Genomic DNA, 26,920 nt, shown 5'->3' with positions numbered 1-26,920 from the left:
GCTGCGTCCGCGAGGTCCGTGCCGGTGCCGCCCTCTTCGGGGCGTGCGGGAGCGCTCACTTGGCGCCGCCGTTGTGGATCTGCCGGGAGAGATCCTTGAGCACCTCGTCAGTGCGGGGGCCGTAGTTGAGCAGGATGCCGTCGTCGATGGCTGCGACGCGGCGGTCCGCTCCGGCGGGGGTCTCGGCGACGCCGGGGATCTTGAGGAGCCCGTCCACCCCGTCGACGGACTCCAGGCCCTTGGACATGACGAGGATGACGTCGGGCGCCGCCTTCGCGAGGGCCTCACTGGTGATGGCGGTGAAGTCCTTCTCGATCCCGGACTCCTCACCCGCGTCGACGCCGCCCGCCGCCTCGATGAGGGAGGAGGCACCTGAGCGGGCGCCGCCGAGGAGGTAGACGGATGCGGACCCGCGCAGGTAGAGGAATGCGACACGGGGCCGGTCGCCGCCGGGCAGGTCGTCGCGTACGGCGTCGATGCGCTTGTCCGTGCGCTCCCGCAACCGGTCGCCCGCGTCGTCCACGCCAAGTGCCTTGGCGACAGCGGCGATACGGGTGCCCACGTCGCCGAGGTCTTGTGCGGGGCCGAGGACGACGAGCGGGATGCCCGCCTCGCGGATCTGGTCGACGGCCTCGGCCGGCCCGGTCGTGGTCTCGGCGAGCACGACGGACGGCTTGAGGGACAGCACGCTCTCCGCCGAGACGTCGTGCGCGCGCGTGACCACGGGCAGCTTCCTGGCCTGGGCGAACGTGGCGGTGATGTCGCGGGCGACGACCCGCTTCCCGAGGCCGAGGCTGTAGACGATCTCGGAGAGGGAGCCGGAGAGCGGCACGATCCGCCGGGCGTCGCGCACCGTGACGCGGTGCCCGTCGGCAGATGTGACGCGGGCGGGCAGTTCGGGCTCGGGAGCGGGACCGCTCAGGGGCTCTGCGCGGTCGGCGGCCGAGCGTGCACGGGGCTCCCCGCCCGTGCCGGTTCCGTCGCCCTGTCCGGGGCCGCCGCAGCCGGTGAGAGCGAGCGCCAGGGCGAGTACGACGCCGAAGGCCCCGAGAACGCGCGGTCGTTGATGCACTTCTGCGCCTTTCGCGTGGGAGTGCCGGAACGCGGTGGTTCCAGTGGAGTTCGCGAATACCTTAGGTTAGGCTTACCTAACATCGCTAGTACCGGTTGTCCCCTGCTGTCCCATGCCCGGCCCCGGCCGACTGCGGACCGGCCCGCGCGCCGGCCACCGGGCCGCGCCCGCTGTGACTGGAGAAGCACCGATGCCGCATCGCAGATGCCTGCCACGCACACTCGCCGTGACGCTGCTGGCCGCGGTGCCACTGGCGGCGCTCCCCGCGACCACCGCGCAGGCCGGCACCCCGAGGGCGGCAACGGCCGGAGCCGCGGGGGCGGTCGAGGCCGAATCGGCTGAACGGGCCGTCTCCGGCGGGCGGTTGGACTGGGGCATCAAGGCGTCCTTCCAGAGCTACGTCACCGGGCCCATAGCCAAGGGCCGCTGGGCACTCGACGGCGGCACGGCGACGGCCGGCCGGAGCCGGTTCCGCTTCCACTCGGCCGACGGCAGCTACGCACCGGACAGCGGCGCCTTCGACGCCGCCTTCCAGGGCGGCGTCCGCTTCACCGGGCACAAGAAGCCCGACGGAACCCATGAGCTGGACCTCACCGTCAGCCGCCCGGCCGTCCGGATCGACGGCGGCTCGGGCACCCTGTACGCGGACATCCGCAGCAAGGCCAAGGGCAGCGGCCGGCTGTCCACTCGGGCTCAGGTGCCGCTCGCCTCACTCGACCTCTCCGGCGTGAACATGCGCGGCGGCAAGAGCCCGGTCGCCCTCACCGACGTCCCCGCGGCCCTCACGGCGGCAGGCGCCAAGTCCTTCGCCGGCTACTACAAGGCGGGTACGCCTCTCGACCCCGTCAGCCTCTCCGTCGATCTGAAGGCGAAGACGGGGAAGCGGGACGGCTCCGGGGGCGGGAAGTCCGTGAAGGACGGCGCGAGGAAGCCGGAAGAGGCGGGCCGTATCGAGGACGGCTCCGTCGACTGGGGTGTGCGCCGCACCTTCCGCGAGTACGTCACCGGCGCCGTCGCCAAGGGCAGATGGAAGCTGACCGGCGGCGCCCAGGACGGCGGGGCACTCTTCCGCTTCGGCCAGGGCAAGGGCGAGTACGACACCGGGAAGGGCACGCTCGACGCGGACTTCACCGGTGCGGTCCGGTTCACCGGCAGGCATCTCGACCTCACGCTGTCGAAGTTCTCCGTGCGCGTCGAGGACGGCGAAGGCACCCTCTCCGCCGACGTGCGGAGCGACGGCGGGACCGCGAAGAAGCAGCCCCTGGTGACCTTCGCAGCGAAGAAGTCCGCGCTGGAGCCCGGCAGCAAGGGCCTGGTCGTCCTCACCGAAGTGCCCGCGAAGCTCACACCCGAGGGGGCGGAGGCGTTCGGCGGCATGTATGCCGAGGGCACCGCCATGGACCCCGTATCGCTGGCCGTCGCGCTCGACGGCGACGCCGATCTGCCCCCACTCCCCGATCTGGGCAGCGGATCCTCCGCTTCGGCGGAGAAGGCCGGCGCGGCGGAGACCGGCCGGACCGAGAAGGCCGCCTCCGGAACCTCGGCCTCCCCGGCGGTGCCGCTGGTCGTGACCGGCGGGGCAGTCGCCCTGCTCCTCGCGGCCGGGGCCACGTTCGCCGTCGTCCGCAGAAGGCGCGGCGGCCCGGCGGCCGGCTGAACCGGCAGTGCGGCTGCCCATGCCTGCTCCCCCACTCCCCTGCTCCCACATGTCTCACCGTCCCGCCATTCCGAGGAGAGAAACCGGATCATGACCGTCAACTCACGTTCCCCGCACGGCCGTTCACGCGGCGGCACCATCGCGCTGGCCGCCGCAACCGCGACCGTGCTCGGTGCCACGGCCCTCGCGCTGCCCGCGTACGCCGCGACCGGGGCCGACAGCAGACCCGGCGCCGCCGGGCCCGCGGCAGGACCCGCAGCCGAGCCCGTCCCGCTCACGGACGGCACCCTGGACTGGGGCATCAAGAAGTCCTTCCGCGACTACATCACCGGGCCGATAGCCGACGGCACGATCACGGTCGCGGACGGCGCGAGCACCAACTCGGACGGCACCTTCCGTTTCACCGGCGGCGAGGGCACGTACGACATGGACAAGCACGCCGTCTCCACCGCCTTCCAGGGCAGCGTCCATCTCTACGGCCACCACGGCGCGCTCGACATCGAACTGTCCGACTTCAAGCTCACCACCGAGGGTGAGGACGGCTCCCTGTCGGCCGATGTGGCGAAGGGCACGGGCGAGAGCGGCACGGAGGAGGCGAAGGACGTCCAGGAGGACGTCCAACTCGCCGCTCTCGACCTGTCGGACGTCGAACCGGGTACCGGCGAGGACGGCGCGATGACCTTCGCGGACATCCCCGCCACGCTCACTGCCGACGGCTCCGCCGCCTTCGAGGGCTACTACAAGGAAGGCGAGAAACTCGACGCCGCGACGCTCAACGTGCACACCGGCGGCGGTCCGGGCGGCAGCGGCGGCTCGGCGGGCAACGGCACATCCGGCGGCTCTGACAGCGGTGGTTCCGACAGCGGCGGCACCGGCGGACCGGCGACCACGGCCGGGACCGGCGGCAGCAGCGCGGGCAGCGGCAGCGGCAACCCCGCAGCCGGCACCATCGTCGACGGCAATCTCGACTGGGGCGTCAAGAAGTCCTTCCGCGAGTACGTCACGGGGCCCATCGCCGACGGCAAGGTGAACCTCTCCGGCGGCGCCGAGTCCACCAGCGGCGGCTACCGCTTCCCCAAGGGCGGCGGGGAAGCAGGATCCGGCTCCCTGAATGCCTCCTTCCAGGGCGGCGTGCGTTTCCTCGGCCACGAGGAAGGCGGCTCCTACAGCCTCGACCTCACCTTCTCGAACCTCAGGGTCAAGGCGGCCGGCACCAAGGGCACGCTCGTCTCCGACGTGCGCAGCAAGGACCGGGAGAGCGGCAAGGTCACCACGCACAAGGCCCTCTCCGTGGCGAGCCTCAAGCTGAAAGCGGGAGCACTGGACCCGGTGGAGGACGTCGTCACCGTAAAGAAGGCTCCGGCCACCCTCACCGCCGACGGCTCCGAGGCGTTCGGGGGCTTCTACAAACCGGGCGACAAGCTCGACCCGGTCACGGCGGCCGTCTCGCTCGACGAGAACGCCTCGCTGCCGGGGGCGGATTCGGACGGCGGCGAGGGCTCAGGGTCCGGCTCAGGTCCCGGCTCCGCCGGCGGCGGGGGCAGCGTCGGCGGCGGGGGTGACGGTGGAACGCTCGCCTCCAGCGGCAGCGGCCTGCCCTCCGGCGCGCTGCTCGGCGGCGCAGCGCTGCTCGCCTCGCTGGGCGGCGGCGCCCTCTACGCCGCGCGTCACCGCACCCGGGCCGTGCCCGGCAACAGCTGACCCCCTGAAGGCAGCCGCCGGCCACGGCGAACTCGGGTCGGCAGCCCCTGGAACGAGAGCCGATGGGCCGGCTCTCACTGCACCCCCCGCACCGCTGTTCCGTCCGTACCACGGCCCTCGGACGGGGCACGGACGGCTCTCCCCCGAGGGCGTCCGGCGGGGGGTGCATCATTCACGGGCACCGGGAAGCTCACCTGGACCTGGGACCGTAGGTGGTCAGGAAGCGGTCGCGGAAGCTGTCCATCCGCCAGACCGGGGCGCCCTTCCCGGGCTTCAGGCCGTCATCCCACCCCCAGTCGGACATCCGGTCCATCACCTTCGGATCGCGGGCGGCGATCGTGATCGGCACGTCCCGGCCGGCGTCGTTGCCGACGACGGTCGGCACGGGCTGGTGGTCGCCGAGGAAGACGAGCACGGTGTCCTTGTCGCCGTACTTCGCCACGTAGTCGGTGAGGCTGCGTATCGAGTACTGAACGGAACGCCGGTACTCCGTGCGCACCCGGCCCGGGTCCTTCCACACCTCTTGCGGCGTCTTGCCTGCCTTCTTCTGCGCGTGGTAGATCGAGCCGTCGCCGATCTCGTCCCAGCCGACCGTCGTGGGCAGGGGCGCCCAGGGGTTGTGGCTGGTGGCGAGGATGACGGTCGTCATCAGCGGCTTGCGGTTCTTCCTGCCGTTCTCCAGGCGTTCGAAGGCCTGCATCGTGTACTGGTCGGGCACGGGCGACCAGCTGAACATCGGGCCCTTGTAGCCCATTTCGCGGGAGTCGTAGATCTTGTCGAAGTGGTAGAACTGCCCCTCCGGCCAGGAACGCCGCACGCCCGGCATCATGCCGACCGTCCGCCATGCCTTGGAGCGCTGGAAGGCGCCGGTGAGGGTGAAGCGGTCGCTCGCGGTGGCGGTGCGGTAGCGCTGGTTGTTGTCGATCCACAGCCCCGACATGAGCGTGGAGTGGGCCAGCCAGCTGCCCGCGCCCGTCGTCGGTGAGGTGAGCCAGCCGCTCCTCGACGAGAATCCGGCCTCGCGCAGCCGGTCGTCCTGGTTCCTGAGCACCGCGCCGACCTGGGGCGCCATCTCCGGATCCTCGACGGCACCGCGTCCGTAGCTCTCGACGAAGGCGAAGATGACGTCCTTGCCCCGCAGACCGGTCAGAAGCCTGTCCGGCGAGGTGCCGCGGAAGTCGTCGACCGCGGCCTGCTCCGCGAACGCCTTTCCGTCGTTCAGTCCCTTCCTCAGCAGCATCGCGCGTTCCTCGACGAGCCTGGAGGCGGCCTTGGTCGCGAACGGTATGCCCTCGACCGCCTGCAGACCCAGCGACGAGATCGTGATCCAGGCCGTGCCGAGTACCAGCGTGGTTCGGGTCGCGACGACGCTGTTCCGGACGACGAGGTCGCTCAGCCTGCGGACTGCCAGCGTCATGAGAACGAGCACCAGGAGAACCAGGATCACGATGCCGGCGGCGACGGCGACGGCGCCGGCCCGGCCCACCGTCGTCCGGAGGAACTCCTCGGCGTCGTCCAGCAGGATCCAGTCGAGCACCGGGTCGAAGGGCCGGTCGAGAACCGAGAAGAAGCCCATGTCGATGAGCCTCAGAACGGTCAGCAGACCGAGGCTCACACCGGCTGCCAGGGACACCAGCCGGCCCGCCCTCCGGGGCAGGACGAGCAGCAAGGCGGCAAGGTATATCGCCTCCACGGGCAGGCGCAGGAGCGTGCCCGCAGAGAGGCGGTCGAGAGAGTTCGGGAGGAGAAGGCCGAACAGCACCACAACGGCGGCCAGTCCGGTGGTCACCCATGGCAGAGCACGCGCCAGGACCGGGAACCTGTCCCGGTACTTGGCGGTGATCCTGGCCCGGCGGCCGCCGTCCGATGCTCTCTCGCCCACGGCCCGCAGCGTATGAGGGTGACGGGAACGGGTCGGCGGGTTGGCCGACTGTTCAGACCCCGTTCCACCGCCTCGGAGGCTCGCGCAACCGCGAAGTCGGCCGCCACCGGCTCAGGAGACCACATCCTTGCGGCCGAACCCCCGGAACGCGAGGGCGAACAGCACCAGCGCGAAGGAGACCGAGACGGACACCCCCTTGATCATCCCTGTCCACTCCAGCTGGGGCTGTATCGCGTCCGCCCACGCGTACTGCCAGTGCGCGGGCAGGAACTCCCGCCAGGACCCCAGGGCTTCGACCGCGTCCAGCAGATTCCCGACGATGGTCAGGCCGACCGCTCCGCCGACCGCACCCAGCGGCGCGTCCGTGATGGTGGAGAGCCAGAACGCCAGCCCCGCCGTGACCAGTTGGGAGACGAAGACGAAGGCGACAGCGAGGGCGAGTCTGAACACGGCGTCGTCGGCGGGAATCGAACTGCCCGTCGGACTCTGCAGCGGCTGCCATCCGTAGGCGACCGTGCCGACCGCAAGGGAGAGGAGGGGCAGCAGCACGATCGCGGCCAGGCTGAAGGTCAGCGCCACCAGGAGCTTGCTCCACAGCATTCGCGCGCGGGGCACGGGCGCGGCCAGCAGATAGCGCAGGGACGACCACCCGGCCTCCGAGGCGACGGTGTCTCCGAAGAACAGTGCCACCGGGATGACCAGCAGGAATCCGGCGGACAGGAACAGTGCCGAAGTGGCGAAGTTGAGTCCGGACGCGGTGGCGGTGTCCATCAGGTCGATCCGCTGCTCCCGGCCGCCGCCGGCACCGCCGTCGTCGTCGCCACCACCACCGATCGCGAAGGCCGCCACCAGGACGAAGGGGAGGACGCTCAGGATCACCGCCACCACCGTCGTACGACGGCGGCGCAGTTGTCGTACGGCCTCCACCCGGAAGGGGAGGGTGCTGCCCGGCCGGTAGCCGGACGCGGTCTCCGACTGGACGGTCACGGGGTCTCTCCTTCGATCAGGGTGAGGAAGGCGTCCTCAAGGCGGCGGTGCGGGCCGAGCCCGTTCACCGGTATCCCCATCCCGACGAGCTCCGCGAGCAGCTGGGACGGGCTCGCGCCGCTCAGCCGTACGAGCAGGCCGTCGTCGGTCCGTACGACGGAGCCGACGCCCGGCAGTCCCGACACCTTGCCCACCAACGCGTCCGACGGGGGCGGGCCGTCGATGCCGATGAGCAGCGTCTCGCCGGAGCCGGTGATCTCCGTGACCGTGTCCGCCCGCACCAGCCGGCCGCGGTCCATGACGACGAGGTGGGTGCAGGTCTGCTCGACCTCGGCCAGGAGGTGGGAGGAGACGATGACGGTGCGGCCCTCGGCCGCGTACCGGATCATGACCTCGCGCATCTCGCGGATCTGCGGCGGATCGAGTCCGTTCGTCGGCTCGTCGAGGATGAGCAGATCGGGCAGACCGAGCATGGCCTGGGCGATGGCCAGCCGCTGCCGCATGCCCTGGGAGTAGGTGCGCACGGGGCGCCCGAGCGCTTCTCCGAGACCGGCGATCTCCAGGGCCTGCTCGATGTGGGCGTCCCCCGGGGGACGGCCGGTCGCGGCCCAGTACAGCTCAAGGTTGGTGCGCCCGGACAGATGAGGGAGGAAACCCGGGCCCTCGACGAAGGAGCCCACCCGGGAGAGCACAGGCGCGCCGGGCCGTACGGCGTGTCCGTAGATCCGGATCTCGCCCTCGTCGGGCGCGACGAGGCCCATCAGCATGCGGAGGGCGGTGGTCTTGCCGGCGCCGTTCGGGCCGAGGAGACCGAGCACTTGGCCCTTCTCGACGCGGAAGGACAGGTCGCGTACGGCGTATCTGCCGGCGGACTTCCCGTAGCGCTTCGTCAACCCGGTGATCTCCAGGGGCACTTCGGACAGCTCCGGATCGGGAGCGGGGGACGGGGCGCGGCGCCGTCTGCCGGTCACCAGCAGGACCGCGACCACGGCACCGGCGACGGGCAGACCCCAGACCCAGGCGGGCAGCGGCTCGGTCCCGGTGGTGACTCCGTGAGCGGTGGGAACGCTCAGTCCGCCCACCACCGACGCGGTGTACGAGCTGGGTTCGGCCGGGGACGCGTAGCCGAGGTCGGTGGCGGCGAGGACGAGCTGCAGCCGGTGGCCCGCCTCGATCTCGTAGTCAACGGCAGGCAGACGGAGTTGTACGGTCCGGCTCTCACGGGCGTCGGGGACCCTGACCGGGGAGACGAGCTGGGAGGGCAGGGTTCGGCTGCCGTCCGGCCCGACGTCGTACACCTTCGCGAAGAGCACGGCCCCGTCGGCGCTGCCGGCACCGTCGGACTTCACACGCGCCTTGACGGTGGGTGAGCCCGTGAGGCGCACGGAACTCTTCAGCGGCCCGGAGTCGAAGCGGGCGTGCTGTCCGGGGAAGTCGACGTTCAGCCCGCCGACGCCGAGCGAGGACAGCTGGGAGAGGCCGCCGCCGAGGCCGCCGCCGAGGCCGGGAACGGCGGAGATCGAGGGCGGTCCGGCGCCGGGCGGGTTCTCGAAGCGCTTCTCCGCGGTGTCGAGGGGGACGGTGCGGGCATCGCTGTTCAAGCCGGGGTAGGCGGTGCCGGTGGCGCCCCGTGTCTGGAGGGTGCCGTCCGTGGAGTCCATCCCTCCGGCCCTCGTGACGCGGAAGGCAGGTCCTGCCTCCACGCCCTTCTCGCGCTTCAGGTGGCGGTCGAACCAGGCCGTCGTACGGGCGTCGAGGCGGGCCGTCTCCAGGTCGCCGCCGTCGTGCCCGCCCGCGAACCAGTCGACGGAGACGGGCGCCCCGTTGGCACGGATCGCCTTTGCCATGGCATCGGCCTGGCCGAGCGGGAAGAGGGAGTCGGACTGGCCCTGCGCGATCAGCGTGGGCACCTTGATCCGGTCCCCGACGGCGGACGGGCTGCGGGCTTCGAGCAGTTCACGGGCGGCCGCGTCCGGCTTGCCGCTCACCGCGACGCGCTCGTACATCTCGCACACCTCGGCCTCGAAGCGGCCGCAGCCGCCCCGGGGCGAGCCGGAGCCGAAGAAGACCCCCGCCCAGAGCTTCTTGAAGACCCCGTCCGGGAACAGCGCGTCAGCCAGGTTCCAATAGGTCATCCGCGGCGCGATGGCGTCGACCCGGTCGTCGTGTCCGGCCGCGAGCAGCGAGATCGCGCCGCCGTAGGAGGCGCCGGCCAGCCCGACCCGCGGGTCGCCGGTCCCGTCGAGGCGCACCTCGGGGCGCCGTGCCAGCCAGTCGATCAGGCGGGAGACGTCCGCGACCTCGTGATCGGGGTCGTTGAGGCCGATCTCGCCGGTCGAGGCCCCGAAGCCGCGCGCCGACCACGTCAGTACGGCGTAGCCCTCGCGGGCCAGGTTCCGCGCCTGCGTCCGCACGTCGTCCTTGCTGCCGCCGAAACCGTGTCCGAGCAGCACCGCGGGCCGCCGCTCGGACCGGGAACCCGACGTGAAGTACGACGCGTCGATCCGCGCACCGGGCATGTCGAAGGTGCGGTCCGCCTGCCGGACGGGCGGCTGCCCGTCGGAGGCCGTCGCGTTCCACGTGCCCGCCCCGGCGAGCGTGACCAGGGCGGCAGCCCCGACGATCAGCCGTCTCCGGCCGGCCCGCGCCCTGCCGCGCAGCCGGGCCGGCACCAGAGCCGACAGCCAGGCCGACCGTGTCCCACGCCCGTTTCGCAGATCCATGCTCGAACCCTAGAAGCACGGACCCCGTGTTTCGGCGGCCTCCAGGTGGATCCCTGATTGCGCTCCGGGGCGTACCCTGACCTGCCCGCGTACAACCGACGCCGTACGGCTCCTGCCCGGAGCGCACGTCCCGGTCCCGGCGCGGCGAGGGAACCGGAGCGATCCGGCCGTACCGCGGCCGACGCTGCCGCTCCCCCGCCCAGGCAGCAACATGCGGCAAGCGAGTGCCCGACGGCGCAGGGGTCACGGCGGACCTGCGGCCCGGCCGGCCCGCACCCGCCGCACGCCTGCGAACGTACGAGAAGAGGGATGGCCGCATGACCGACATCCGACGTGTGCTCGTCACCGGCTCCCGCAGCTGGGAAGACGGACGGCAGACCGCCGACGCGCTCCGCGAAGCCTGGAGCGAGGCGCTCCAGGACGGCGCCGACAGCATCCTCGTCGTGCACGGCGCCTGCCCGCACGGCGCCGACCGGGAGGCGGCCGACTGGTGCCTCTCGAACGGCGTCCCCGACGAACCCCACCCCGCCGACTGGGAGAAGGACGGCTCGGACGCCGGCTACATACGCAACCAGCGGATGGTCGCCGCGGGCGCCGACGTGTGCCTCGTCTTCATCGCCCCCTGCGCGTCCGGCAAGTGCCGGCGGCCCAAACCGCACAACTCCCATGACGCCAACGCATGCGCCGAACTCGCCAAGGACGCAGGCATACCCGTACGGAGATGGACCAGCTGACCAGGCACCCCCTAGCGCTGGCCGGGCAAGGTGGAACGCCGCACCACGAGTTCGGGCTGGAAGGCGACGCTCCGGTGCTCATGTCCCGGGTCCCGCCCGGTCTCCTGGATCAGCAGCTCGGCGGCGGTACGGCCCATCGTCACCGCGGGCTGGCGCACCGACGTCAGCGGCACCGCGGCGGCTTCGGCGAACTCGATGTCGTCGTACCCCACGATGGCGACCTCCTCGGGCACGCGCACGCCCGCCGCGAACAGGGTCTGCAGCACACCCAGAGCGAGCAGATCGTTGGAGCAGAAGATCGCGGTGGGCCGCGACTGCATGCCGAGGAAGCGTGATCCGGCATCGCGGCCGTACGCCACGTCGTCCGCGCCGTTCTCCAGCACCGTGAACCTCTCCGGCGGGAGTCCGGCGTCGCCGAGCGCCTTCAGCCCGCCCGCCAGCCGGTCCTGCTGCTGGAGCGCGGCTGCCCGTCGTGGCTGTACCCGGTCGGCATGGGGGCGACGACGATCTGGGAACGCTGGGACAGCATGCTGCCGGACGGTTCGGTCAACCCCGGCCAGATGACCTCGTTCAACCACTACGCGCTGGGCGCGGTCGCGGACTGGATGCACCGCGTGGTCGCCGGACTCGCCCCTGCCGCGCCCGGCTACCGGGAGATCACGGTCCGGCCGCGGCCCCACCCTCCGCTGACACACGCCTCGGCGCGGCATCACACCCCGTACGGCGAGGCCTCGGTCGCGTGGCAGCGCGCGGACGGCCGGTTCTCGCTCGACGCCGTGGTGCCCGTCGGCACCAGCGCCACGGTGCACCTGCCCGGGCAGGAGCCGGTCACCGTGGGGCACGGGCGGCACTCCTGGACGGTGCCCGATCCGTGCGCGGTGCCGGAACCCAGGCCGGGGACGGTTCGCGAGCTCATAGACACCGTGGAGCTGTGGCCGAAGGCGGTCTCGGTGCTGGTCGGCCACGGGCTCGCCGACGACGCCGCGCAGGTGGCGGACCGTGCCGCCCGGTACCTGGATCATCCGGCGGAGAACCTTCCGCGGCTGGTGTCGCACAAGGGGACCGGCGAGCGCGCCGAAGAGGTCTGCCGGGAGCTCGGACGGCTCCTCTCTTAGGAGTGGGCCCGCCTCCCGGAGCGGGCCCGCCTCCCGGAGCGGGCCCGCCTCCTGGGGCCGGCCGGTCTCCTGGGCGGGCCGGGAGCCGGAGACCGCCCAGGTCACGGCGGAACAGGAACCGCGTGCAGGGCCGGACGGATCCGGGGTACACGGCGCGCATGAGTCAAATACGGCATAAGCGACCTGCGCGTTTCCCGAGACTTCTCCTCGTTCTCGTGGCCGCCGTCGTTCTGCCGTTGTCCGCCATGGCTCCCGGCGCGGCCGCGTCGGGCAAGGCGGACAGCGTCGGCGAGGTGGCCGCGGCTCTGCGGGAGGGTCCTGTCTACGTCGACCCGCGCGCCTCGGACCGGCTCTCCGGTGCCGACGCGAGGGACCTCACAGAGAAGATCAAGAACGCCGACAAGCCCGTCTTCGTGGCCGTGCTGCCCGAGGCGCGCGAATTCCCGCGTTCGGACCTGCTGCAGGACCTGCGCTCGCAGGTGGGCGACAGAGGCGTCTACGGCGTGACGCTCGGTGACGACTTCGCGGCGGGCGCCGACAGGTCCGTGATGCCACGGAGCGAGGTCAACGATCTGCGGCGGTCCTCCGAGAGCCCGGGGGGCGACACCGAGGCGAAGCTGGACCGGTTCGTGGACGGGGCGGCGAAGGAGGCGCGCGGCGACGCGCCCGCCTCCTGGGACGGCGGACCGTCGCGGGGCACGGGCGGCGGATTCGTACTGGTGGTGCTGCTGGCGCTGCTCATCGCCGGCGTGGCGGGGGGTTTCCTCGTACGCAACCGCGCCCGCAAGCGTGAGGAGCAGCAGCAGCGGGAGCAGCTGGAGAAGCTCCGTCCCGTGGTGGACGAGGACATCACGGCCTTCGGCGAGGAACTGGACCGCATCGGCTTCGACCCGCAGGCACCGGAGTCGGACGACGCCATGCGCGAGGACTACACCCACGCCATCGACAAGTACGACGAGGCGAAGGGGAAGGCGGAGGCCGCACGCGGACCCGGGGACGTGAAGGAGGTCACGGAGGCCCTGGAGGACGGGCGCTTCGCGCTCGCCACCCTGGAGGCAAGGCGTAACGGCGAGCCGCTGCCGGAGCGCCGGATGCCGTGCTTCTTCGACCCGCGCCACGGACCGTCGGTGGAGGACGTGCGCTGGGCCCCGCCGGGCGGTACGGAGCGTACGGTCCCGGTCTGCGCGGCGGACGCGGCGCGGCTGAGGGACGGCGCGGAACCCATGGCGCGCACCGTGGACACCCCCGAAGGGCGGCGGCCCTACTGGGAGGCGGGCTCGGTCTACGGGCCCTGGGCGGGCGGCTACTTCGGCGGCGGCATCCTGCCGGGGCTGCTGGTCGGCACGGTGCTGGGCAGCGCGATCGGACCCTGGGGCTACGGCGACGCCGGCTTCGAGGGCGGATTCGACGAGGGCGGCTTCGGCGACGGCGGAGGCGGATTCGACGGAGGGGGCTTCGGGGGCGGTGACTTCGGCGGAGGCGGCTTCTGACCTTGTGACCGCGGGCCATCGTCGGTACGCGGGCGGCGGTCCGGCCGCGCGTCCGCGGCTGCGCGCCCGCGGCCGCCCGTCCGCCACTGCGCACGCAGGCGGTCAGGTGCGCCTTACTTCGTTTGGCACAGGGAAGAGGCGCTGCTGTTGCCGGTTCCGCGTCGTCCCCTTTGACTCGAATGTGCGGACGCCGTACGGAGGTGGCACTGATGCTCTCGTCCCGAAACCTGTTCCGGGAGATCCTGGAGAACGACCGCTCCTTCCAGCTCTTCTGCTCCATCGCCGCGAGCGGTGAGGCCCAGGGCGGCTGGGAGAACGCCCGGATCGCCGCGCTGGTGCCGGAGAGCATGCGGCATCTGGCCCCGAAGATCACCAAGCACGGGACGGACGAGGACAAGCACGGCCGGATCTTCAACGCGCTGCTCAAGAAGCGGGGCCTCAAGCCCGTCAAGGTGCCGCTGGAGACCGACTACACGATGCTGCTGGAGCGGCGCGGCATCGGCCTCATGCACGAGAAGCTGCGCCGTGACGAGCCGTTGACCGAACACGACGTCATCGTCTATCTGACGCACAGCCGCGTCACCGAGCAGCGGGCCTCCGAGCAGATGGCGATGCTGCTCGACAGCTGCGGCGACGATCCCGAGACCGCCCGTGCGATCAGGATGATCAGCAACGACGAGGACAACCATCTGGCCTACTGCCACGAGGAGTTGCTGCGCCTGGCCGCGCAGGGGCACGAGGCCGCGATCCGGCGCAGCCTGCGGCGGTGCGCGCTGGCCGAGGTGGTCGTGCACCGCGACGTCTCCCTCGCGGTGATGTCCCACATGGGGCGGCTCCTGGACTGGCCCGCGGTCAAGACGACGGCCCTCGCCCTCGGCATCCACGCGATGTGCGGGTTCGAACGGCTCGGCGGCTGGCGCAAGTTGGTGCGCCTGACGATGCCCGAGCGGCTCGACGCCCTCGGCGAGCAGAGCGACGTGGCGACCGCACCGGTGGTGTGACGGCGCCGAACCGGCGTACGCCCGGGCGGAGTCGAGCACGGCGAATCATGAAATCCCCGACGTGCGGCCGGTTCCAGCCACAATTGCCGTGAGCAGTCGCGTTTGCCGAGAAGTCCTTGCGTGGTCCCCGCAACGGCAGGAAATATGCGTCCGGCGCGGTGACTCAGGACACACCGCCCGTCGACGAGCCCGTCAGCGTCGGCGAGCCCATTCGTACGGCCGAGGGGCGGGGGCCTCAGCACGCCACGGGGAACCTGCCACGGGGGAGATTCGCCATGGCGTCTTCGGTTCCACCGTTACCCAAGATCGACACGTTCGTCGATGCTCTGGAGCAGCTCGTCAAGCTGCCGCCCGGCAAACGCGGCCCGTCGCCTCTGGTGCTGCTCAGCCAGCTCGGCGACGGGCGTGAGGCGGAGCTGATCGCGGACGGCCTGTGCGCCCGCTTCCGCGTCGGCGGCCGTGCCCGCGTCCCGTACGCACAGGTGGCGGGGCAGCCGTCGGGCCCCCGGAACGAACGTATCGGGGACGTCTTCCAGAAGCTGGAGCAGGAGCTGGAACGCAACCGTCCCGGCGGGTTCGGAAAGCTGCGGCTGCCCCAGTTCACGCTGATGTGCAGCGTCATCGAGACGGACCTCACGGAACGCCAGTCGTCCGTACAGGCACGGGAGTTGCGCGACCGGTGCTTCGCCGAGCGCCGCAAGGACTCCAATTTTCTCAAGGTGCTGGCGACGGTCAGCGGCGGCGACCAGGCGCCGGCCGGCATCCCCGCGTTCCTCTGGTACTGGACCCGGCAGCCGCTCTTCAACGTGCTGCCGCGCTGGCTGTACGGCCGGCTGCAGGAACGCCGGATGACGCACAAGGGCAGCTGGTACCGGCAGTGGGCCGACCTGCCCAGAGGCACCGGCTTCTTCCACGACGCGACCCGTTTCGCCGGCATAGCGCCCGTCCCCACGCTCGAACAGGGCCTCCTGAGCGGACTGGACGACAACGCCGGCGAGGAGCCGGAGACCGACGAGGAACGCGCGGAACGCCTCGACCGGACCACCGGTGTGCTGCTGAGGGCGCTGCTCGCCGACCTCGAGGCGGCCTTCCGCCGTCCCCGGCTCTCGCCGTGGGGACGGCGCCGCAAGAGCCGCTTCGTGATCGTCCTCCCACAGATCGACGGGTCCCCGGAATGGGTGTCGCGTCTGGTGGAGCAGTTCCCCGTCGCCGTCGAGCAGACGGGCAGCATGGGCGTGGTGCTCGTCTCCGCGGAGCGGTCGGAGGGCGAACGTACGGAGAGTTTCGCGGAGGCCGCGATCACCCTGAGGTCCTGGCAGGGCACGACCGGCAGCGGCGGAGCACGGGCGGTGCGGGTGGGGATCGAGCCGCACGCCGAGGACCAGGGGGCGGCCCGCTGGCTCGGCCGGCACCCCGAGATCTATCCGGAGCGGAACTACTCGGACGGGGCTCCGCGTGCCGAGGCCGTCCTCTGCGCCGTCCTGGCCCTGGGCGTCCTCGGCGGAGCCGGCGTCTACGGCGTGAACCGGGCCCTCGACAACAGCTCCACCCGGTGCATCGGAGCCGCCGTGGCGGAGGCCAGGTCCTCCGGCGGCTCCCGGATTCCCGACGACTGGCAGCCCGACAAGGTGTACGAGCAGGCGCGGGAACTGGTGAGGCAGAACAACCGCGCCGCCGACAGGGCCGAGAAGGAGAACCCGGACGCGGTCGTAAGGACCGTCGTCTACCTGGGCGTTCCCGTGCACCCCGGCGCCGGGGACGAGGCCATGTACAGCGGGGCGATCCCGGAACTGCGCGGCGTCGCGCTCGCCCAGCGGCAGCTCAACAACGAGGCGTCCATGGACCAGAAGCACAAGGTCTATCTGAGGGTGCGCGTCGCGGACGCCGGCGAGAAGTTCTCCAAGGCCCCGGCGGTCGCCAGGGACATCGCGGACGAGGTCAAGTCCGGCAAGTCGGAGGAGATCCTGGGGGTCGTGGGCCTCGGGCAGAGCCGCACCACCACGATGGAGGCCCGGGACATCCTCGGGGACGAGGCCAAACTGCCGATGATCGGGACCGTCGCGACGGCGGAGGAGATGCAGGACCACCAGTGGTACCGGCAGGTCGCTCCGGACAACGGACGTGAGGCGAGGATCGCCGCGGACTTCGCCCGCCGCGGCAACATCGTGCAGACGGGTACGGAGACGGACACCTGTGTGCCCGCCCGTAAGGCGGTGGTGATCGCGGACCCGGACGACAAGTACAGCGACAACCTGAGCAGACGGTTCACGGAGGAGTTCGAGCGCGGCCGCCCGGACACGGCCCACACGCTCTGGTACAGCCCCGACGGCGAGCCCAACAGGCGCAGGACGGGCGGCCGTAGCGACGGCGAATGGGTCGCCTCCCCCAGCGAGATGGCGAAGCTGGTGTGCCGGCGCCTCACGAAAGACCCTCGCACCGTCGTGTACTGGGCGGAGCGGTCCAACGAATTCGGCGCGTTCCTCAACTACTTCGACGGGGAGGGCGAGTGCAAGGGCCGGGTGAGCGTGCTCGGCGGCAACGACCTGACCAACTCGGTCGTGGACGACCAGCAGCCCAGCGTGAACCACCCCGACGCCCGGCTCTACTACGCCGCGCACGCACTGCCCGCGAGCTACCCGCAGACTTCCAGAGCGCGCACCTTCCGGCGCGTCTACCAGCAGGAGTACGACAAGAACGACCACTGGAGCAACGACGGCCGCACGCCCCTCGCCTGGGACGCGATGCTGGTGATCTCCCAGGCGGTCGACACGGCCCGGGAGGAGTCGGGAACGGCCGGGCTCACCCGGGGCACGGTGCGGGGCAACGTCGTCGCCGGCTCGGAGGAACGCGGCGCCACGGGCCCGCTGAACTTCGGCAGGGGGGACGGCGTACCGGAGAACAAGCGGCTGCTGATCCTTCATGACACCGCGCGTGGCGCCGAGGTCGCTCTGGAGTGCGGGATGCGGGACGACGGCGACGAGCACAGGACATGGGGAACGAAGGACGAGTTCGCATGCCCGAGGGACCAGGAGAACTGAGGCCGCCGGTCACCGGCCGGCGCCGGGCGCGGACGCTCCCCGGGGCCCGGCCGCGGGGTGACGCTCCGGCTTTGCCGCCAGGAGTGCGGCAAGAAGAGCCGCTGACAGGCACGCGGTCATGACCGCCGCCATGGGCAGCGGGCTGTGCGTACCGAACAGACCGACCGTGGGGGCCGCAGCCGCCCCGAAGGCGAACTGGCCGCTGCCCATCAGCGCGGACGTCGCCCCGGGGGCGTCACGGCCGCGGCTCTGGGCGACGGTCGTCACGGCGGGGAAGAAGACGCCGAAGGCGGTGACGGCGGCGAACAGGCAGGTCCAGGTGACGATGACACCGCCGCCCGCCAAGGCCTGCACCGCCAGCAGGGCGGCCGACGCGGCGAGTCCGGCGGCGCCCGAGGCGGTGAGCAGCGCCCCGGCCCGCCACCGGCGGACGAGCCGCCCGTAGGCGAGGCTGCCCGCCACGTTTCCGACCGCGTTGACCCCGTACACCACGCCGGCGGATGCGGAGGTGAGGTGGTAGACGTCCTGGAAGACGAAGGACGTCCCGGCGATGTAGGCGAAGACCGCGGCCGACCCGAACCCCACGGCGAGTACGGGGGCCAGCACGGCCGGCCGCCGGGCCACCCCGGCGACGGACCGGAGACTGCCCGCGACGCCGCCTTTCGTACGTGCCTCCCGGTGATGGGTTTCCGGGAGTTCCCGCAGCACTCCGGCCGTGAGCAGCAGCCCGGTGACCGCCAGCACCACGAACACGGAACGCCACGACGCCACAGCGAGCAGCGCCCCGCCGAGCAGCGGTGCGATCACGGGACCGAGGGCGGTGATCGCGCCCAACGCAGAGAAGACGCGGGCGAGTTGCGAGTCGTCGAAGAGGTCGGACACCACCGCCCGCGCGACCACGATGCCGGCGGCGCCGGTGAAGCCCTGTCCGACCCGCGCCGCGTCGAGGACCTCCGCCGTCGGCGCCAGAGCGCACACGAGGGAGAAGACGGCGAAGGACGATGTACCCGCCAGCAGCACGGGTCGCCTGCCTGCCGCGTCGCTCAACGGCCCCCATACGAGCTGTCCTACGATGACGCCGATCAGGAATCCGGCCAGGGACACCTGCGCCCCCGCGGTGTCCGTGTGCAGGGAACGGGCCATCTGCGGGAGTCCTGGCACGTACATGTCGGTGGCCAGCGGGCCGGCAGCACTCAGGCCCGCCAGGACCAGGATCAGGCGGACCCGGTCGCCCGTGCCGACCGGTAAGTCGCCGGCAGCGGGGGCTGGTTCGTCCCGGGGGCGAGTGGTCACAGCGGCGGGGCCGCCCCTCGCGGACCGGCTTGTCCGTCGGACGCGGACCGATGGCCGACTGCCGCGTCAGAGACGTCAGCGGCAGCCAATTGCTGAAGAAGCTCGGCCGCGAGGTGCAGCAGCCCGCGTTCGGCCGGTGTCAGCTCCTGCGCCAGTGCTGCGGCAAGCCATGCGTTGCCGTCCTGCACGTGATCCCGCAGCGCCTCCCTGCCGGAGTCCGTGAGAGCGATCTCCTGTCTGCGGCGGTCCTCCTGACCGCGTGATCGCACGATGCGCCCCCGGTCCTCCAGGTCGTTCAGCACACGCGTCAACGACTGTGCCTGCAGTCCTTCGATCCCTGCGAGCTCCGTCGGCGTAAGGGGGCCGCTGTGCCGCAGGTTCGCCAGAACGGAAACGGCGAGACGCGTCAGCCCCTGGCCGCTCCCCGGCTGCTCCGCACGCAACCGGGACGCCAGCCGCGACACTCCCCACCGCAGCATCTCCGCCGTCTGCCGGTCGTCCTCCGAGTTCCACATGAAGACAAGCTAACGCTTAAGATATGCGTGCAGCAACCGTTGTTTTCGCGCCATTCAATGGCAAATCAACAAGCTTATACTTGACATATTGATCAAGCTGCGGAACGAGAGATGGACTGTCACGGGCCGCCGCCGTGCACCGGGGCACACTGCGCTCGCGACGAGCAGTGACCACACACGGCTAGGAGAAATCAGATACTCTGACTCCATGAAGACTATGACGGCGACCGAAGTGTCGAGGAACTTCGCCTCAGTCCTCGACCGTGCCGAGCACGGAGAGACCATCGTGATCACAAGAGGGGGACGGCGGCTCGCCACGCTTGCCCCGACCACAACCGGGAACGGTGGCGCCCTCATGGATTTCCTCGCCGCACACCCGGTGGATGACGACTTCGAGGCGGACGTCGCCTCGGCCCGCGCCAGCGTTACGGATGAAATGAGCGCGACGTGGCCAGACGACTGATCCTGGACACCGGGGTCCTCATCCGGGCGGAGCGGGACCGCACAGGCCTCGCGGGACTGCTGGAGCGTGATGACGACGTCACCATCTCGGCCATGACACTGACCGAGTTGCAACTGGGTGTCGAGCTCAGCGAGGGTGACCGCCGCATCCGGAGGCAGGAATACGTCGACGGCGTACACGCCCTCGTACCTGTGGAGGACTACACCTCCGACGTCGCGCGCGTGCATGCCCGGCTTCTGGCACACGTGCGGCGCACCGGGAAGCCAAGAAACGCACACGACCTGATCATCGCGGCAACGGCCGCCGCTACCGCTCGCACGCTGGTCACTCTCGACGGCAAAGCGGCGTTCGAAGATCTGCCCGGAGTCAACGTGATCATCGGTTCCTGATCGAGCAGCCGTGCCGGGGCGTGGGCGGGGCGCCGGCCGGGCCTACGGCAGGACCGCGATGCCGTCCAGCTCCACCAGGGCCTCCTCGTCCCACAGACGGGAGACGCCGATGACCGCCATCGCGGGGTAGTCCCGGCCTGCGTGGCGGCGCCAGACCCCGCCCAGGTCCCGGGCCACGGCGCGGTAGGCGGCCACGTCCGTGGTGTAGACGGTGACGCGCGTGAGGTCCGCGGGAGTGCCCCCCGAAGCGTCCAGCGCTGTCAGCAAATTGGCCAGCGCCCGCTCGAACTGCTCGGTGATAGTGGCGCCGACGACCGCCCCTTCGGTGTCGAGTGCCGTCTGGCCGGCGAGGAAGACGACGCGCGAGCCGGTGGCGGTCACGGCGTGCGAGAAGCCGGTGGGCGGGGAGAGTTCGGGCGGGTTGGTGCGCCGCAGGTGCGGGCCGGAGCCCGTGCCACCGACGGCGTCGGCACCACCACCGGCGTCGGCGTGTGCGCGCGGGCGGGCGTCTGCTGCGTCGGCGTCGGTCAACTGTAGAGCTCCTTCGCGATGATCGAGCGCTGCACTTCGCTGGCGCCCTCGTAAATGCGGGGCGCGCGGACCTCGCGGTAGAGGTGTTCGAGGAGGTGGCCCCGCTGCAGGGCCGCCGCTCCGTGGATCTGTACGGCGGCGTCGACGGCCTGCTGAGCGGTCTCCGTGGCCAGCAGCTTCGCCATGGCGGCGCGCCGCGGGATGTCCGGTTCGCCGCGGTCGTACGCCGCTGCCGCCGCGTAGACGAGCAGCCGCGCGGCCTCGACGCGGGTGGCCGTCTCCGCCAACTGATGCGAGACGGACTGCAGATCGCGGAGCGTGCCGCCGAACGCGCGCCGCGTGCCCGCGTGTTCGACCGCGGCGTCCAGCGCGGCCTGTGCCATGCCCGTCGCGAACGCGCCGACGCTGGGGCGGAAGAGGTTCAGCGTGCGCATCGCGACGCCGAAGCCGCCGTCGACCTCGCCGAGCAGGTCGTCGCGCGTGACGGGCACGCCGTCGAAGGTGACCGTGCCGACCGGGTGCGGGGAGAGCATCTCCAGCGGCTCGCCGCCGAGCCCCGGCCGCCCCGCCGGTACGAGGAAGGCCGTCACGCCGCGGGAGCCCGCGCCCTTGACCGTACGGGCGAAGACGGTGAAGACGTCGGCGTGCGGTGCGTTGGAGATCCAGGTCTTGCTGCCGGTCAGGCGCCAGCCGTGCCCGGCCCCCTTACCGTCCGGTTCGGCGTCGAGGGCGAGGGCCGCGGCGTCGCTGCCCGCGCCCGGCTCGCTCAGCGCGAAGGCGGCCACGGCACGTCCCGCGGTCACTTCGGTGAGCCAGCGTGCGCGCTGTCCGTCCGTGCCCGCGAGGGCGACCGGTCCTGCGCCGAGGCCCTGGAGGGCGAGCGCCGTCTCGGCCTCGGTGCAGGAGTAGGCGAGGGATTCGCGCAGCAGGCACAGGTCGAGGGCGCTCGCGGGGCGTCCGTCCGGCGCGAAGAGACGCCCGAGCAGGCCGAGTTCGCCCAGCGCGGCGAGCAGTTCGCGGTTGATACGGCCCTCTTCACCGGCGTCGGCGAGCGGGCGGAGCTCACGGGCGGCCAGCGTCCGCAGCTCCTCGCACCACTTGCGCTGCTCGGCCTCCAGTGCGAACGCGGGCATCGGCGTGCCTCCTTCTGGTCGCGGCCGGCGGCGTCCGGCGCCGCAGCCGCTGATCCTCTATCGCGGACCGTTGACTGTCGTCACCAACACGTTACGCTCAACGGCACACCGGCGACACCGGCCCACGGCACACCCCCGAGGGGGGCCTGCGATGCACCTGAGCCCGTCCGCACACGTCGACACCTTCGCCCGGGACCACCTGCCCCCACCGGAGCAGTGGCCGCAGATGGTCTTCGACCGGCCCGAGCTGCGCTATCCGGACCGTCTCAACTGCGGTGCCGAGCTCCTCGACGCCTCCGCCGAGCGGTACGGGGCCGGGCGCCCCGCGGTCGTCGGCGACGACGGGCAGTGCTGGACATACGGCGAACTGCGTGCGCGCGTCGACCGGATCGCCCACGTCCTCACCGGCGAACTGGGCGTCGCGCCCGGCAACCGTGTACTGCTTCGCGGGCCCAACTCGCCCCATCTGGCGGCCTGCTGGCTCGCGGTGATGAAGGCGGGCGCGGTGGCCGTGACCGTGCTCGCGGCGCAGCGCGCGCACGAGCTGCGCAAGGTGTGCGCCCTGGGGCAGGTCAGCCATGCGCTGTGCGACGCCGCATCGCTGGAGGAACTGGAGAAGGCGGACGTACCCGGGCTCCGTGTGGCCCCCTTCGGCGGCGACGGACCCGCCGACCTGCTGGCCCTCTGCGAGTCGCAGCCCGAGCGCTACGAGGCCGTGGAGACCGCAGCGGACGACGTCGCCATGATCGCCTTCACCTCCGGCACGACCGGGCAGCCGAAGGGCTGCGTCCATTTCCACCGCGATGTACTCGCCGTCGCCGACAGCTTCTCCACGCACGTGCTGCGCCCGGAACCCGGTGATCTCTTCGCCGGCAGCCCGCCGCTGGGCTTCACCTTCGGACTGGGCGGGCTGCTGATCTTCCCGCTGCGGGCCGGCGCGGCCACGCTGCTCGGGCACTGGAGCGGCCCGGAGCAGTTGCTCGCAGCGGTCGAACGGCACCGTGTGACCGTGCTGTTCACCGCTCCGACCGCCTACCGCGGGATGCTCTCCAAGCTGGCCGCCGCTCCCCCGGGCACACCTGGCGCGCGTACGTACGACATCTCCTCGCTGCGGCGCTGCGTCTCCGCCGGTGAGAACCTGCCCGCGGCCACGTACGAGGCATGGCATGAGACGACCGGGCTTCGCATGATCAACGGCATCGGCGCGACGGAGATGCTGCACATCTTCGTCTCCGCCGCAGACGACGACGCACGCGCCGGTGCGACCGGCGTCGCCGTGCCGGGCTTCGAGGCCCGTGTGGTGCGCAAGGACGAGGAAGGGCGTCTGAGCCCCGTGCCGGACGGCGAGCCGGGGCTGCTCGCGGTGCGCGGCCCGGTCGGCTGCCGCTATCTCGCGGACCCGCGGCAGCGCGAGTACGTGTGCGACGGCTGGAACCTCACGGGAGACACCTACGTGCGCGGTGCCGACGGCTACTTCCGCTACGTCGCACGCGCCGACGACATGATCGTCTCCTCCGGCTACAACATCGCCGGCCCGGAGGTCGAGGAGGCCCTGCTGCGCCATCCCGACGTGGCCGAGGCGGCCGTCGTGGGACGCCCCGACGAGCAGCGCGGCCAGGTCGTCGTCGCGCACGTGGTGCTCCGCGAGGGAGTGGAGGCGGGGCCCGGAACGGCGGACGCGCTGCGTGAGTTCACCACCGGTCAGCTCACGCCGTACAAGTGTCCGCGCGAGTTCGTCTTCGCCGGCTCCCTGCCGCGCACACCGACCGGGAAGCTCCAGCGGTACGTGCTGCGGGAGGTGGGGGCGGAGCGGGGCGCGGAGCAGGCGGTTGCGGAGCCGGGCGCGGAGCGGCACCCGGGGCAGGCCGCCTCCGGAGGGTCCGCCGGGGACCGGTCCGCCGACGGTCTGCCCGCATGAGGGCACCCCTAGAGTGACGGCGTGAGTCAGCAGCCCGCCGCACCCAGACCGCCCTCGCCGAGTTCGCTCATCCTCACCTTCTACGGGGCGTACGGGCGGGCCTTCCCCGGAAGCACGGTGGCGGTCTCCGCGCTGATCCGGCTGCTCGGCGCGGTCGGCGTCGACGCGCCGTCGGTACGGTCGGCCGTGTCCCGGCTGAAGCGGCGCGAGCTGCTCACGGCGGACCGGCCCGGAAGCAAGGCGGCCGGCTACGCACCGTCGAAGGCGGGCCGGCAGCTCCTCGACGACGGCGACCGCCGCGTCTACGCCCGTCCGGTGCCGGACGGGCGCTGGCTGCTGGCCGTCTTCTCCGTCCCGGAGAGCGAGCGCGGCCGCCGGCACATACTCCGCTCCCGTCTGTCCCGGCTCGGCTTCGGCAACGCCGCACCGGGCATCTGGATCGCCCCGTCCCACCTGGAGAAGGAGACGCGTCACAGCCTGGAACGGCTCGGTCTCACCCCGTACGTGGACCTCTTCAACGGCACGCACGAAGGCTTCGAACCGACGGCGGACGCGGTGGCGCGCTGGTGGGACCTGCCGTCGCTGGCGGCGCTGCACCGGTCCTTCCTGGACGTGCACGAGCCGGTGCTGCGTTCCTGGTCACAGCGGCACGAGGTGCCCGCCGAGGAGGCGTACCGGGACTACTTGCCGGCGCTGGACGCGTGGCGGCGTCTCCCCTACGCGGATCCGGGGCTGCCGACGTCGCTGCTGCCGCCGGACTGGCCCGGCGAGCGCTCCGCGGAGGTCTTCTTCGCGCTGCACGAGAAGCTGCGCGAGGCCGGGCGCGAGTACGCGGTGGGTTTCGCGCAGGTGTGAGCGGGCCTGCTCGCCCGCGCCCCGGCGGGCGCGGGCGAGCCCGGGTTGTCCTGCTGGGCCGGCTCGTGGCGTCGGTCGAGCATCCTCCTGCCGACTGGTCGATCACTTCGCCTGGGCGAGGCTGATCGCATCGGGGCCGGCGGGGAACCGCAGCTGGCCGGTCGTGTCATGCACGGCACGCCACACGGTCTCGGCGACGTCGCTCTCCTTGGTGAACACATCCTGGTTCATGAAACCGCTCATGACCTTCTGCGCCCACGGAAGGTAGGGCTGCGGGACGGCCTCTTCCAGGGAATCGCCGTCCAGCGCGGTCTCGCCGAAGTTCGTGGTCAGGCAGGCGCCCGGCTCGACGGTCTTCGCCCGCACTCCGAAGGGTTCGAGTTCGAGCGCGAGGGACGCGGTGAATCCCTCGACGGCCGTCTTGCTCGCCTTGTAGACGGCGGTGAGCGGCATGTGGCCCAGAACCACGCTGGACGTCACGTTGACGACCACACCGGAGCCGCGCTCACGGAACCCGGGCAGCACGGCCTGGGTCGTCGCCATCACGCCGAACGTGTTGGTCTCGAAGACCTCCCGCACTCGGGCCATGGGTGTCCGCTCGAAAACGCCGATCGAGGGGATACCCGCGTTGTTGACGAGGGCGTCGACGGGCCCCGCCGCCTCCAGCGCGGCATCGATGGTCTCGGGCTTCGTCACGTCGAGTTCGAGGACCCGGAGCCGGTCCGTCTCCGGAAGGACGCCTGGACGCGGAGTGCGCATCGTCGCGATGACGTTCCACCCCTGCTCATGGAAGCAGCGGGCGGTCTCCCGGCCGTATCCGGACGATGTACCGGTGATCAGAACGGTCTTCATGGTGTGATCCTCACGATGTGTGACGGGATCCGCGGAGCGGCATTTTCCTGCTCCGCAGAAGAACTCCTGATTCCAGTGAACCGCCATGACCTGCATGAACTCTACGAAGATCCTCCCTTTCCCTTGCACGATCCTCTTCGCGGCCAGCCACGTCACGCTCAGGTCAGAGCGCCCGCCGCGGTCCGTGCGGTGTTCCGCAGGCGGGCGGCGTCCCGGCTCGGGGGTTCGCCGAACTGCCGGCGGTACTCGCGGCTGAACTGCGAGGGGTTGTCGTAGCCGACACGGTGGCCCACCCCCGTCACGTCGCCCGGGTGCGTGGCGAGCAGCAGCCGCGCCTCCTGGAGCCGGATCTGCTTCTGGAACTGGATGGGGCTCATCGCGGTCACCGCCTGGAAGTTGCGGTAGAAGGCGGAGACGCTCATCCCGGACAGGCGTGCCACGTCCTCGACCCGGAAGGGCTCGGCATAGTGCTCGCGAATCCACCGCACGGCCCGGGAGACATGGCTGAGGCCGCTGTCGGCGAGGCCGAGCTGGCGCACCGCCGCGCCCTGCTCGCCGGTGATCAGGCGCCACAGGATCTCGCGCTTGATCAGAGGGGCCAGTACGGCGCGGTCGCGGGGCTCGTCGAGCAGCCGGAGCAGGCGGACCACCGCGTCGAGCATCGCGGGCGGGGCGTCGCTGACGGCGATCCCCGACGGTGCACCGGCACCGGCGCGGGGGGTGTCCCCGGGACCGGCCTGAAGCAGCAACTCGGCGACCACGGACGGTTCCAGCACGAGACCGAAGCCCAGTGCGGGCCGGTCCGGGGCGGCCTGGATGAACTGCCCGGTGACGGGCAGGTCGACGGAGGCGACCAGGTACTGCCCGGCCCCGTACTCGTAGACCCGATCACCCAGTGCGAGGTGCTTGGCGCCCTGCGCGATGACTGCGAGCACCGTGCCGGACATGGAGGGCTCCGGCGGGTCCGGCCGGTCGACCTTCGAGATCAGGACGCCGTCGATGGCGGTGGTCCAGTCAGGGCGGACATGCCGGGCCAGCAGCGTGCGCAGCTCGTCGAGGTACATGCCTCCAGTGCAGCAGACACCCGGGTCGGTGCCCCCCCGCATTACGGGGATCGTGCACGTGCCAGCGGCCATGGTTCGTGTGCCCGGAGAACGGGGGCAGGACCGGCCCGGGGCGGGGATGAGCGCCTGCAGGCACGGACCCGCGCGGGCGCAATACCCTGGAGGTATGTACGCGCGACGGCGCAAGCGTTATTTCGTGCTGATGACGACGTGCTTGGTGCTCTTCGTCAGCGCATGGGCGTTCGTGCGTCTGATCTCCGTACCGGCAGCCGTCGGACTGTGCGTGGCCGCGCTGGTGATCCCGCCGATCGCGGCCATCGTGGGCAACCGGCGCGAGCCGGACGACCGCTGGTTCGACGAGGACTGGAACCCGGACCGCGACACGTATCGCCGCTGACGCGGCGGGTTTGCCGATGTTCGCTTCGGGCGGGTGCGTGGTGCCGGGGGCGTGCCACTCCGGCGCACATGTCCGGACCCATGATTTACCTCCCTGAACCGTTACGGGCC

The 26,920-nt window shown here is 71.6% G+C and carries 22 protein-coding genes and 1 pseudogene; 12 read left to right on the top strand and 11 right to left on the bottom strand.

All coding sequences use genetic code 11. The features are described from left to right. Nucleotides 1-55: 55 nt before the first annotated feature. Nucleotides 56-1,072: a heme/hemin ABC transporter substrate-binding protein gene (locus tag AN215_RS27935; protein ID WP_070010448.1), complete on the bottom strand. Its 1,017-nt coding sequence runs from the start codon at nt 1,070-1,072 to the stop codon at nt 56-58. A gap of 190 nt (nt 1,073-1,262) precedes the next feature. On the opposite strand from AN215_RS27935, the gene AN215_RS27930 reads away from it, so the two are divergent. Both AN215_RS27930 and AN215_RS27925 read left to right on the top strand, forming a co-directional pair. Then, nucleotides 1,263-2,729, top strand: a complete 1,467-nt coding sequence (locus tag AN215_RS27930; RefSeq protein ID WP_070010449.1) for an HtaA domain-containing protein — start codon at nt 1,263-1,265, stop codon at nt 2,727-2,729. 90 nt (nt 2,730-2,819) lie between these two features. Continuing rightward, complete coding sequence (locus tag AN215_RS27925; protein WP_070010450.1) at nt 2,820-4,430, top strand: HtaA domain-containing protein; 1,611 nt, start codon at nt 2,820-2,822, stop codon at nt 4,428-4,430. Between the two features lie 190 nt (nt 4,431-4,620). Here AN215_RS27925 and AN215_RS27920 read toward each other — a convergent pair whose 3' ends face one another. The 3 genes from AN215_RS27920 to AN215_RS27910 all read right to left on the bottom strand — a co-directional run bounded on the left by AN215_RS27920 (nt 4,621) and on the right by AN215_RS27910 (nt 10,022). Then, nucleotides 4,621-6,312 carry an alkaline phosphatase family protein gene (locus AN215_RS27920; RefSeq protein ID WP_245694751.1) on the bottom strand — a complete coding sequence of 564 codons (1,692 nt, stop codon included), beginning with the start codon at nt 6,310-6,312 and terminating at the stop codon, nt 4,621-4,623. Nucleotides 6,313-6,423: 111 nt separating this feature from the next. Next, entirely contained in the window at nt 6,424-7,299 is an 876-nt protein-coding gene (locus AN215_RS27915) for an ABC transporter permease (RefSeq protein ID WP_070010451.1), read from the bottom strand. Next, nucleotides 7,296-10,022 carry an alpha/beta fold hydrolase gene (locus AN215_RS27910; RefSeq protein ID WP_079123470.1) on the bottom strand — a complete coding sequence of 909 codons (2,727 nt, stop codon included), beginning with the start codon at nt 10,020-10,022 and terminating at the stop codon, nt 7,296-7,298. The genes AN215_RS27915 and AN215_RS27910 overlap by 4 nt, the downstream gene beginning before the upstream one ends. 317 nt (nt 10,023-10,339) lie before the next feature. On the opposite strand from AN215_RS27910, the gene AN215_RS27905 reads away from it, so the two are divergent. Further along, nucleotides 10,340-10,756, top strand: coding sequence for an SLOG family protein (locus AN215_RS27905; RefSeq protein ID WP_070011265.1), 417 nt, complete (start codon nt 10,340-10,342; stop codon nt 10,754-10,756). A gap of 11 nt (nt 10,757-10,767) precedes the next feature. On the opposite strand, the pseudogene AN215_RS30595 reads toward AN215_RS27905, so the two are convergent. Then, nucleotides 10,768-11,211: pseudogene (locus AN215_RS30595) on the bottom strand (substrate-binding domain-containing protein); the annotation flags it as partial. A 36-nt stretch (nt 11,212-11,247) separates the two neighbouring features. On the opposite strand from AN215_RS30595, the gene AN215_RS30590 reads away from it, so the two are divergent. From AN215_RS30590 to AN215_RS27880, 4 genes are all read left to right on the top strand, one after another. Further along, nucleotides 11,248-11,871, top strand: a complete 624-nt coding sequence (locus AN215_RS30590; RefSeq protein WP_070010453.1) for an alpha-L-rhamnosidase C-terminal domain-containing protein — start codon at nt 11,248-11,250, stop codon at nt 11,869-11,871. Between the two features lie 158 nt (nt 11,872-12,029). After that, the gene (locus tag AN215_RS27890) at nt 12,030-13,361 is read left to right on the top strand and encodes a hypothetical protein (RefSeq protein ID WP_070011266.1); all 1,332 of its coding nucleotides are present in this window, start codon (nt 12,030-12,032) and stop codon (nt 13,359-13,361) included. 209 nt (nt 13,362-13,570) lie between these two features. Beyond that, on the top strand, nt 13,571-14,362 hold the full coding sequence (locus tag AN215_RS27885) for a hypothetical protein (protein ID WP_070010454.1): 792 nt from the start codon (nt 13,571-13,573) through the stop codon (nt 14,360-14,362). 275 nt (nt 14,363-14,637) lie between these two features. Next, a complete protein-coding gene (locus AN215_RS27880) occupies nt 14,638-17,400 on the top strand; it encodes an ABC transporter substrate-binding protein (protein ID WP_070010455.1) in 2,763 nt (920 codons plus the stop codon). Nucleotides 17,401-17,409: 9 nt separating this feature from the next. Here the strand turns inward: AN215_RS27880 and AN215_RS27875 are convergent, their stop codons facing one another. Next, nucleotides 17,410-18,693 carry a multidrug effflux MFS transporter gene (locus AN215_RS27875; protein WP_079123467.1) on the bottom strand — a complete coding sequence of 428 codons (1,284 nt, stop codon included), beginning with the start codon at nt 18,691-18,693 and terminating at the stop codon, nt 17,410-17,412. Then, nucleotides 18,690-19,208 (bottom strand): MarR family winged helix-turn-helix transcriptional regulator, encoded by a 519-nt coding sequence (locus AN215_RS27870; RefSeq protein ID WP_070010456.1) that lies wholly within the window; start codon nt 19,206-19,208, stop codon nt 18,690-18,692. The genes AN215_RS27875 and AN215_RS27870 overlap by 4 nt, the downstream gene beginning before the upstream one ends. 208 nt (nt 19,209-19,416) lie before the next feature. On the opposite strand from AN215_RS27870, the gene AN215_RS27865 reads away from it, so the two are divergent. Together AN215_RS27865 and AN215_RS27860 are read left to right on the top strand one after the other, a co-directional pair. Next, the gene (locus AN215_RS27865; RefSeq protein ID WP_070010457.1) at nt 19,417-19,671 is read left to right on the top strand and encodes a type II toxin-antitoxin system Phd/YefM family antitoxin; all 255 of its coding nucleotides are present in this window, start codon (nt 19,417-19,419) and stop codon (nt 19,669-19,671) included. Further along, nucleotides 19,656-20,060, top strand: a complete 405-nt coding sequence (locus AN215_RS27860; RefSeq protein ID WP_070010458.1) for a PIN domain-containing protein — start codon at nt 19,656-19,658, stop codon at nt 20,058-20,060. The genes AN215_RS27865 and AN215_RS27860 overlap by 16 nt, the downstream gene beginning before the upstream one ends. A 42-nt stretch (nt 20,061-20,102) precedes the next feature. On the opposite strand, the gene AN215_RS27855 is transcribed toward AN215_RS27860, so the two are convergent. Both AN215_RS27855 and AN215_RS27850 read right to left on the bottom strand, forming a co-directional pair. Beyond that, nucleotides 20,103-20,495: a RidA family protein gene (locus tag AN215_RS27855; protein ID WP_070011268.1), complete on the bottom strand. Its 393-nt coding sequence runs from the start codon at nt 20,493-20,495 to the stop codon at nt 20,103-20,105. 92 nt (nt 20,496-20,587) lie between these two features. Then, nucleotides 20,588-21,724: an acyl-CoA dehydrogenase family protein gene (locus tag AN215_RS27850; RefSeq protein ID WP_070010459.1), complete on the bottom strand. Its 1,137-nt coding sequence runs from the start codon at nt 21,722-21,724 to the stop codon at nt 20,588-20,590. A 151-nt stretch (nt 21,725-21,875) separates the two neighbouring features. Between AN215_RS27850 and AN215_RS27845 the strand changes: the two genes are divergently transcribed. Both AN215_RS27845 and AN215_RS27840 read left to right on the top strand, forming a co-directional pair. After that, entirely contained in the window at nt 21,876-23,642 is a 1,767-nt protein-coding gene (locus AN215_RS27845; protein WP_079123465.1) for an AMP-binding protein, read from the top strand. 21 nt (nt 23,643-23,663) lie between these two features. After that, nucleotides 23,664-24,497 carry a PaaX family transcriptional regulator gene (locus AN215_RS27840; protein WP_070010460.1) on the top strand — a complete coding sequence of 278 codons (834 nt, stop codon included), beginning with the start codon at nt 23,664-23,666 and terminating at the stop codon, nt 24,495-24,497. 102 nt (nt 24,498-24,599) lie between these two features. On the opposite strand, the gene AN215_RS27835 is transcribed toward AN215_RS27840, so the two are convergent. Both AN215_RS27835 and AN215_RS27830 read right to left on the bottom strand, forming a co-directional pair. After that, entirely contained in the window at nt 24,600-25,349 is a 750-nt protein-coding gene (locus AN215_RS27835) for an SDR family oxidoreductase (RefSeq protein WP_070011269.1), read from the bottom strand. Between the two features lie 158 nt (nt 25,350-25,507). Continuing rightward, a complete protein-coding gene (locus AN215_RS27830) occupies nt 25,508-26,413 on the bottom strand; it encodes an AraC family transcriptional regulator (RefSeq protein ID WP_070010461.1) in 906 nt (301 codons plus the stop codon). 166 nt (nt 26,414-26,579) lie between these two features. Here AN215_RS27830 and AN215_RS27825 point away from each other — a divergent pair, with 166 nt between their 5' ends. After that, the gene (locus AN215_RS27825) at nt 26,580-26,810 is read left to right on the top strand and encodes a DUF3099 domain-containing protein (RefSeq protein WP_070010462.1); all 231 of its coding nucleotides are present in this window, start codon (nt 26,580-26,582) and stop codon (nt 26,808-26,810) included. The last annotated feature ends 110 nt before the right edge of the window (nt 26,811-26,920 follow it).

The organism is Streptomyces abyssalis (assembly GCF_001751365.1).
GTDB classification, from domain to species: Bacteria; Actinomycetota; Actinomycetes; order Streptomycetales; family Streptomycetaceae; genus Streptomyces; species Streptomyces abyssalis.
Note: the sequence above shows the minus strand (reverse complement) of the source record. Positions and strands in the feature narration are given on the sequence as shown.

Excerpts from the sequence above, each read along its gene's own strand:
- AN215_RS27930 (WP_070010449.1), top strand. The coding sequence starts at position 1,263 with ATGCCGCATCGCAGATGCCTGCCACGCACACTCGCCGTGACGCTGCTG.
- AN215_RS27925 (WP_070010450.1), top strand. The coding sequence starts at position 2,820 with ATGACCGTCAACTCACGTTCCCCGCACGGCCGTTCACGCGGCGGCACC.
- AN215_RS27910 (WP_079123470.1), bottom strand. The coding sequence starts at position 10,022 with ATGGATCTGCGAAACGGGCGTGGGACACGGTCGGCCTGGCTGTCGGCT.
- AN215_RS27905 (WP_070011265.1), top strand. The coding sequence starts at position 10,340 with ATGACCGACATCCGACGTGTGCTCGTCACCGGCTCCCGCAGCTGGGAA.
- AN215_RS30590 (WP_070010453.1), top strand. The coding sequence starts at position 11,248 with ATGGGGGCGACGACGATCTGGGAACGCTGGGACAGCATGCTGCCGGAC.
- AN215_RS27890 (WP_070011266.1), top strand. The coding sequence starts at position 12,030 with ATGAGTCAAATACGGCATAAGCGACCTGCGCGTTTCCCGAGACTTCTC.
- AN215_RS27885 (WP_070010454.1), top strand. The coding sequence starts at position 13,571 with ATGCTCTCGTCCCGAAACCTGTTCCGGGAGATCCTGGAGAACGACCGC.
- AN215_RS27880 (WP_070010455.1), top strand. The coding sequence starts at position 14,638 with ATGGCGTCTTCGGTTCCACCGTTACCCAAGATCGACACGTTCGTCGAT.
- AN215_RS27870 (WP_070010456.1), bottom strand. The coding sequence starts at position 19,208 with ATGTGGAACTCGGAGGACGACCGGCAGACGGCGGAGATGCTGCGGTGG.
- AN215_RS27865 (WP_070010457.1), top strand. The coding sequence starts at position 19,417 with ATGAAGACTATGACGGCGACCGAAGTGTCGAGGAACTTCGCCTCAGTC.
- AN215_RS27850 (WP_070010459.1), bottom strand. The coding sequence starts at position 21,724 with ATGCCCGCGTTCGCACTGGAGGCCGAGCAGCGCAAGTGGTGCGAGGAG.
- AN215_RS27845 (WP_079123465.1), top strand. The coding sequence starts at position 21,876 with ATGCACCTGAGCCCGTCCGCACACGTCGACACCTTCGCCCGGGACCAC.
- AN215_RS27835 (WP_070011269.1), bottom strand. The coding sequence starts at position 25,349 with ATGAAGACCGTTCTGATCACCGGTACATCGTCCGGATACGGCCGGGAG.
- AN215_RS27830 (WP_070010461.1), bottom strand. The coding sequence starts at position 26,413 with ATGTACCTCGACGAGCTGCGCACGCTGCTGGCCCGGCATGTCCGCCCT.
- AN215_RS27825 (WP_070010462.1), top strand. The coding sequence starts at position 26,580 with ATGTACGCGCGACGGCGCAAGCGTTATTTCGTGCTGATGACGACGTGC.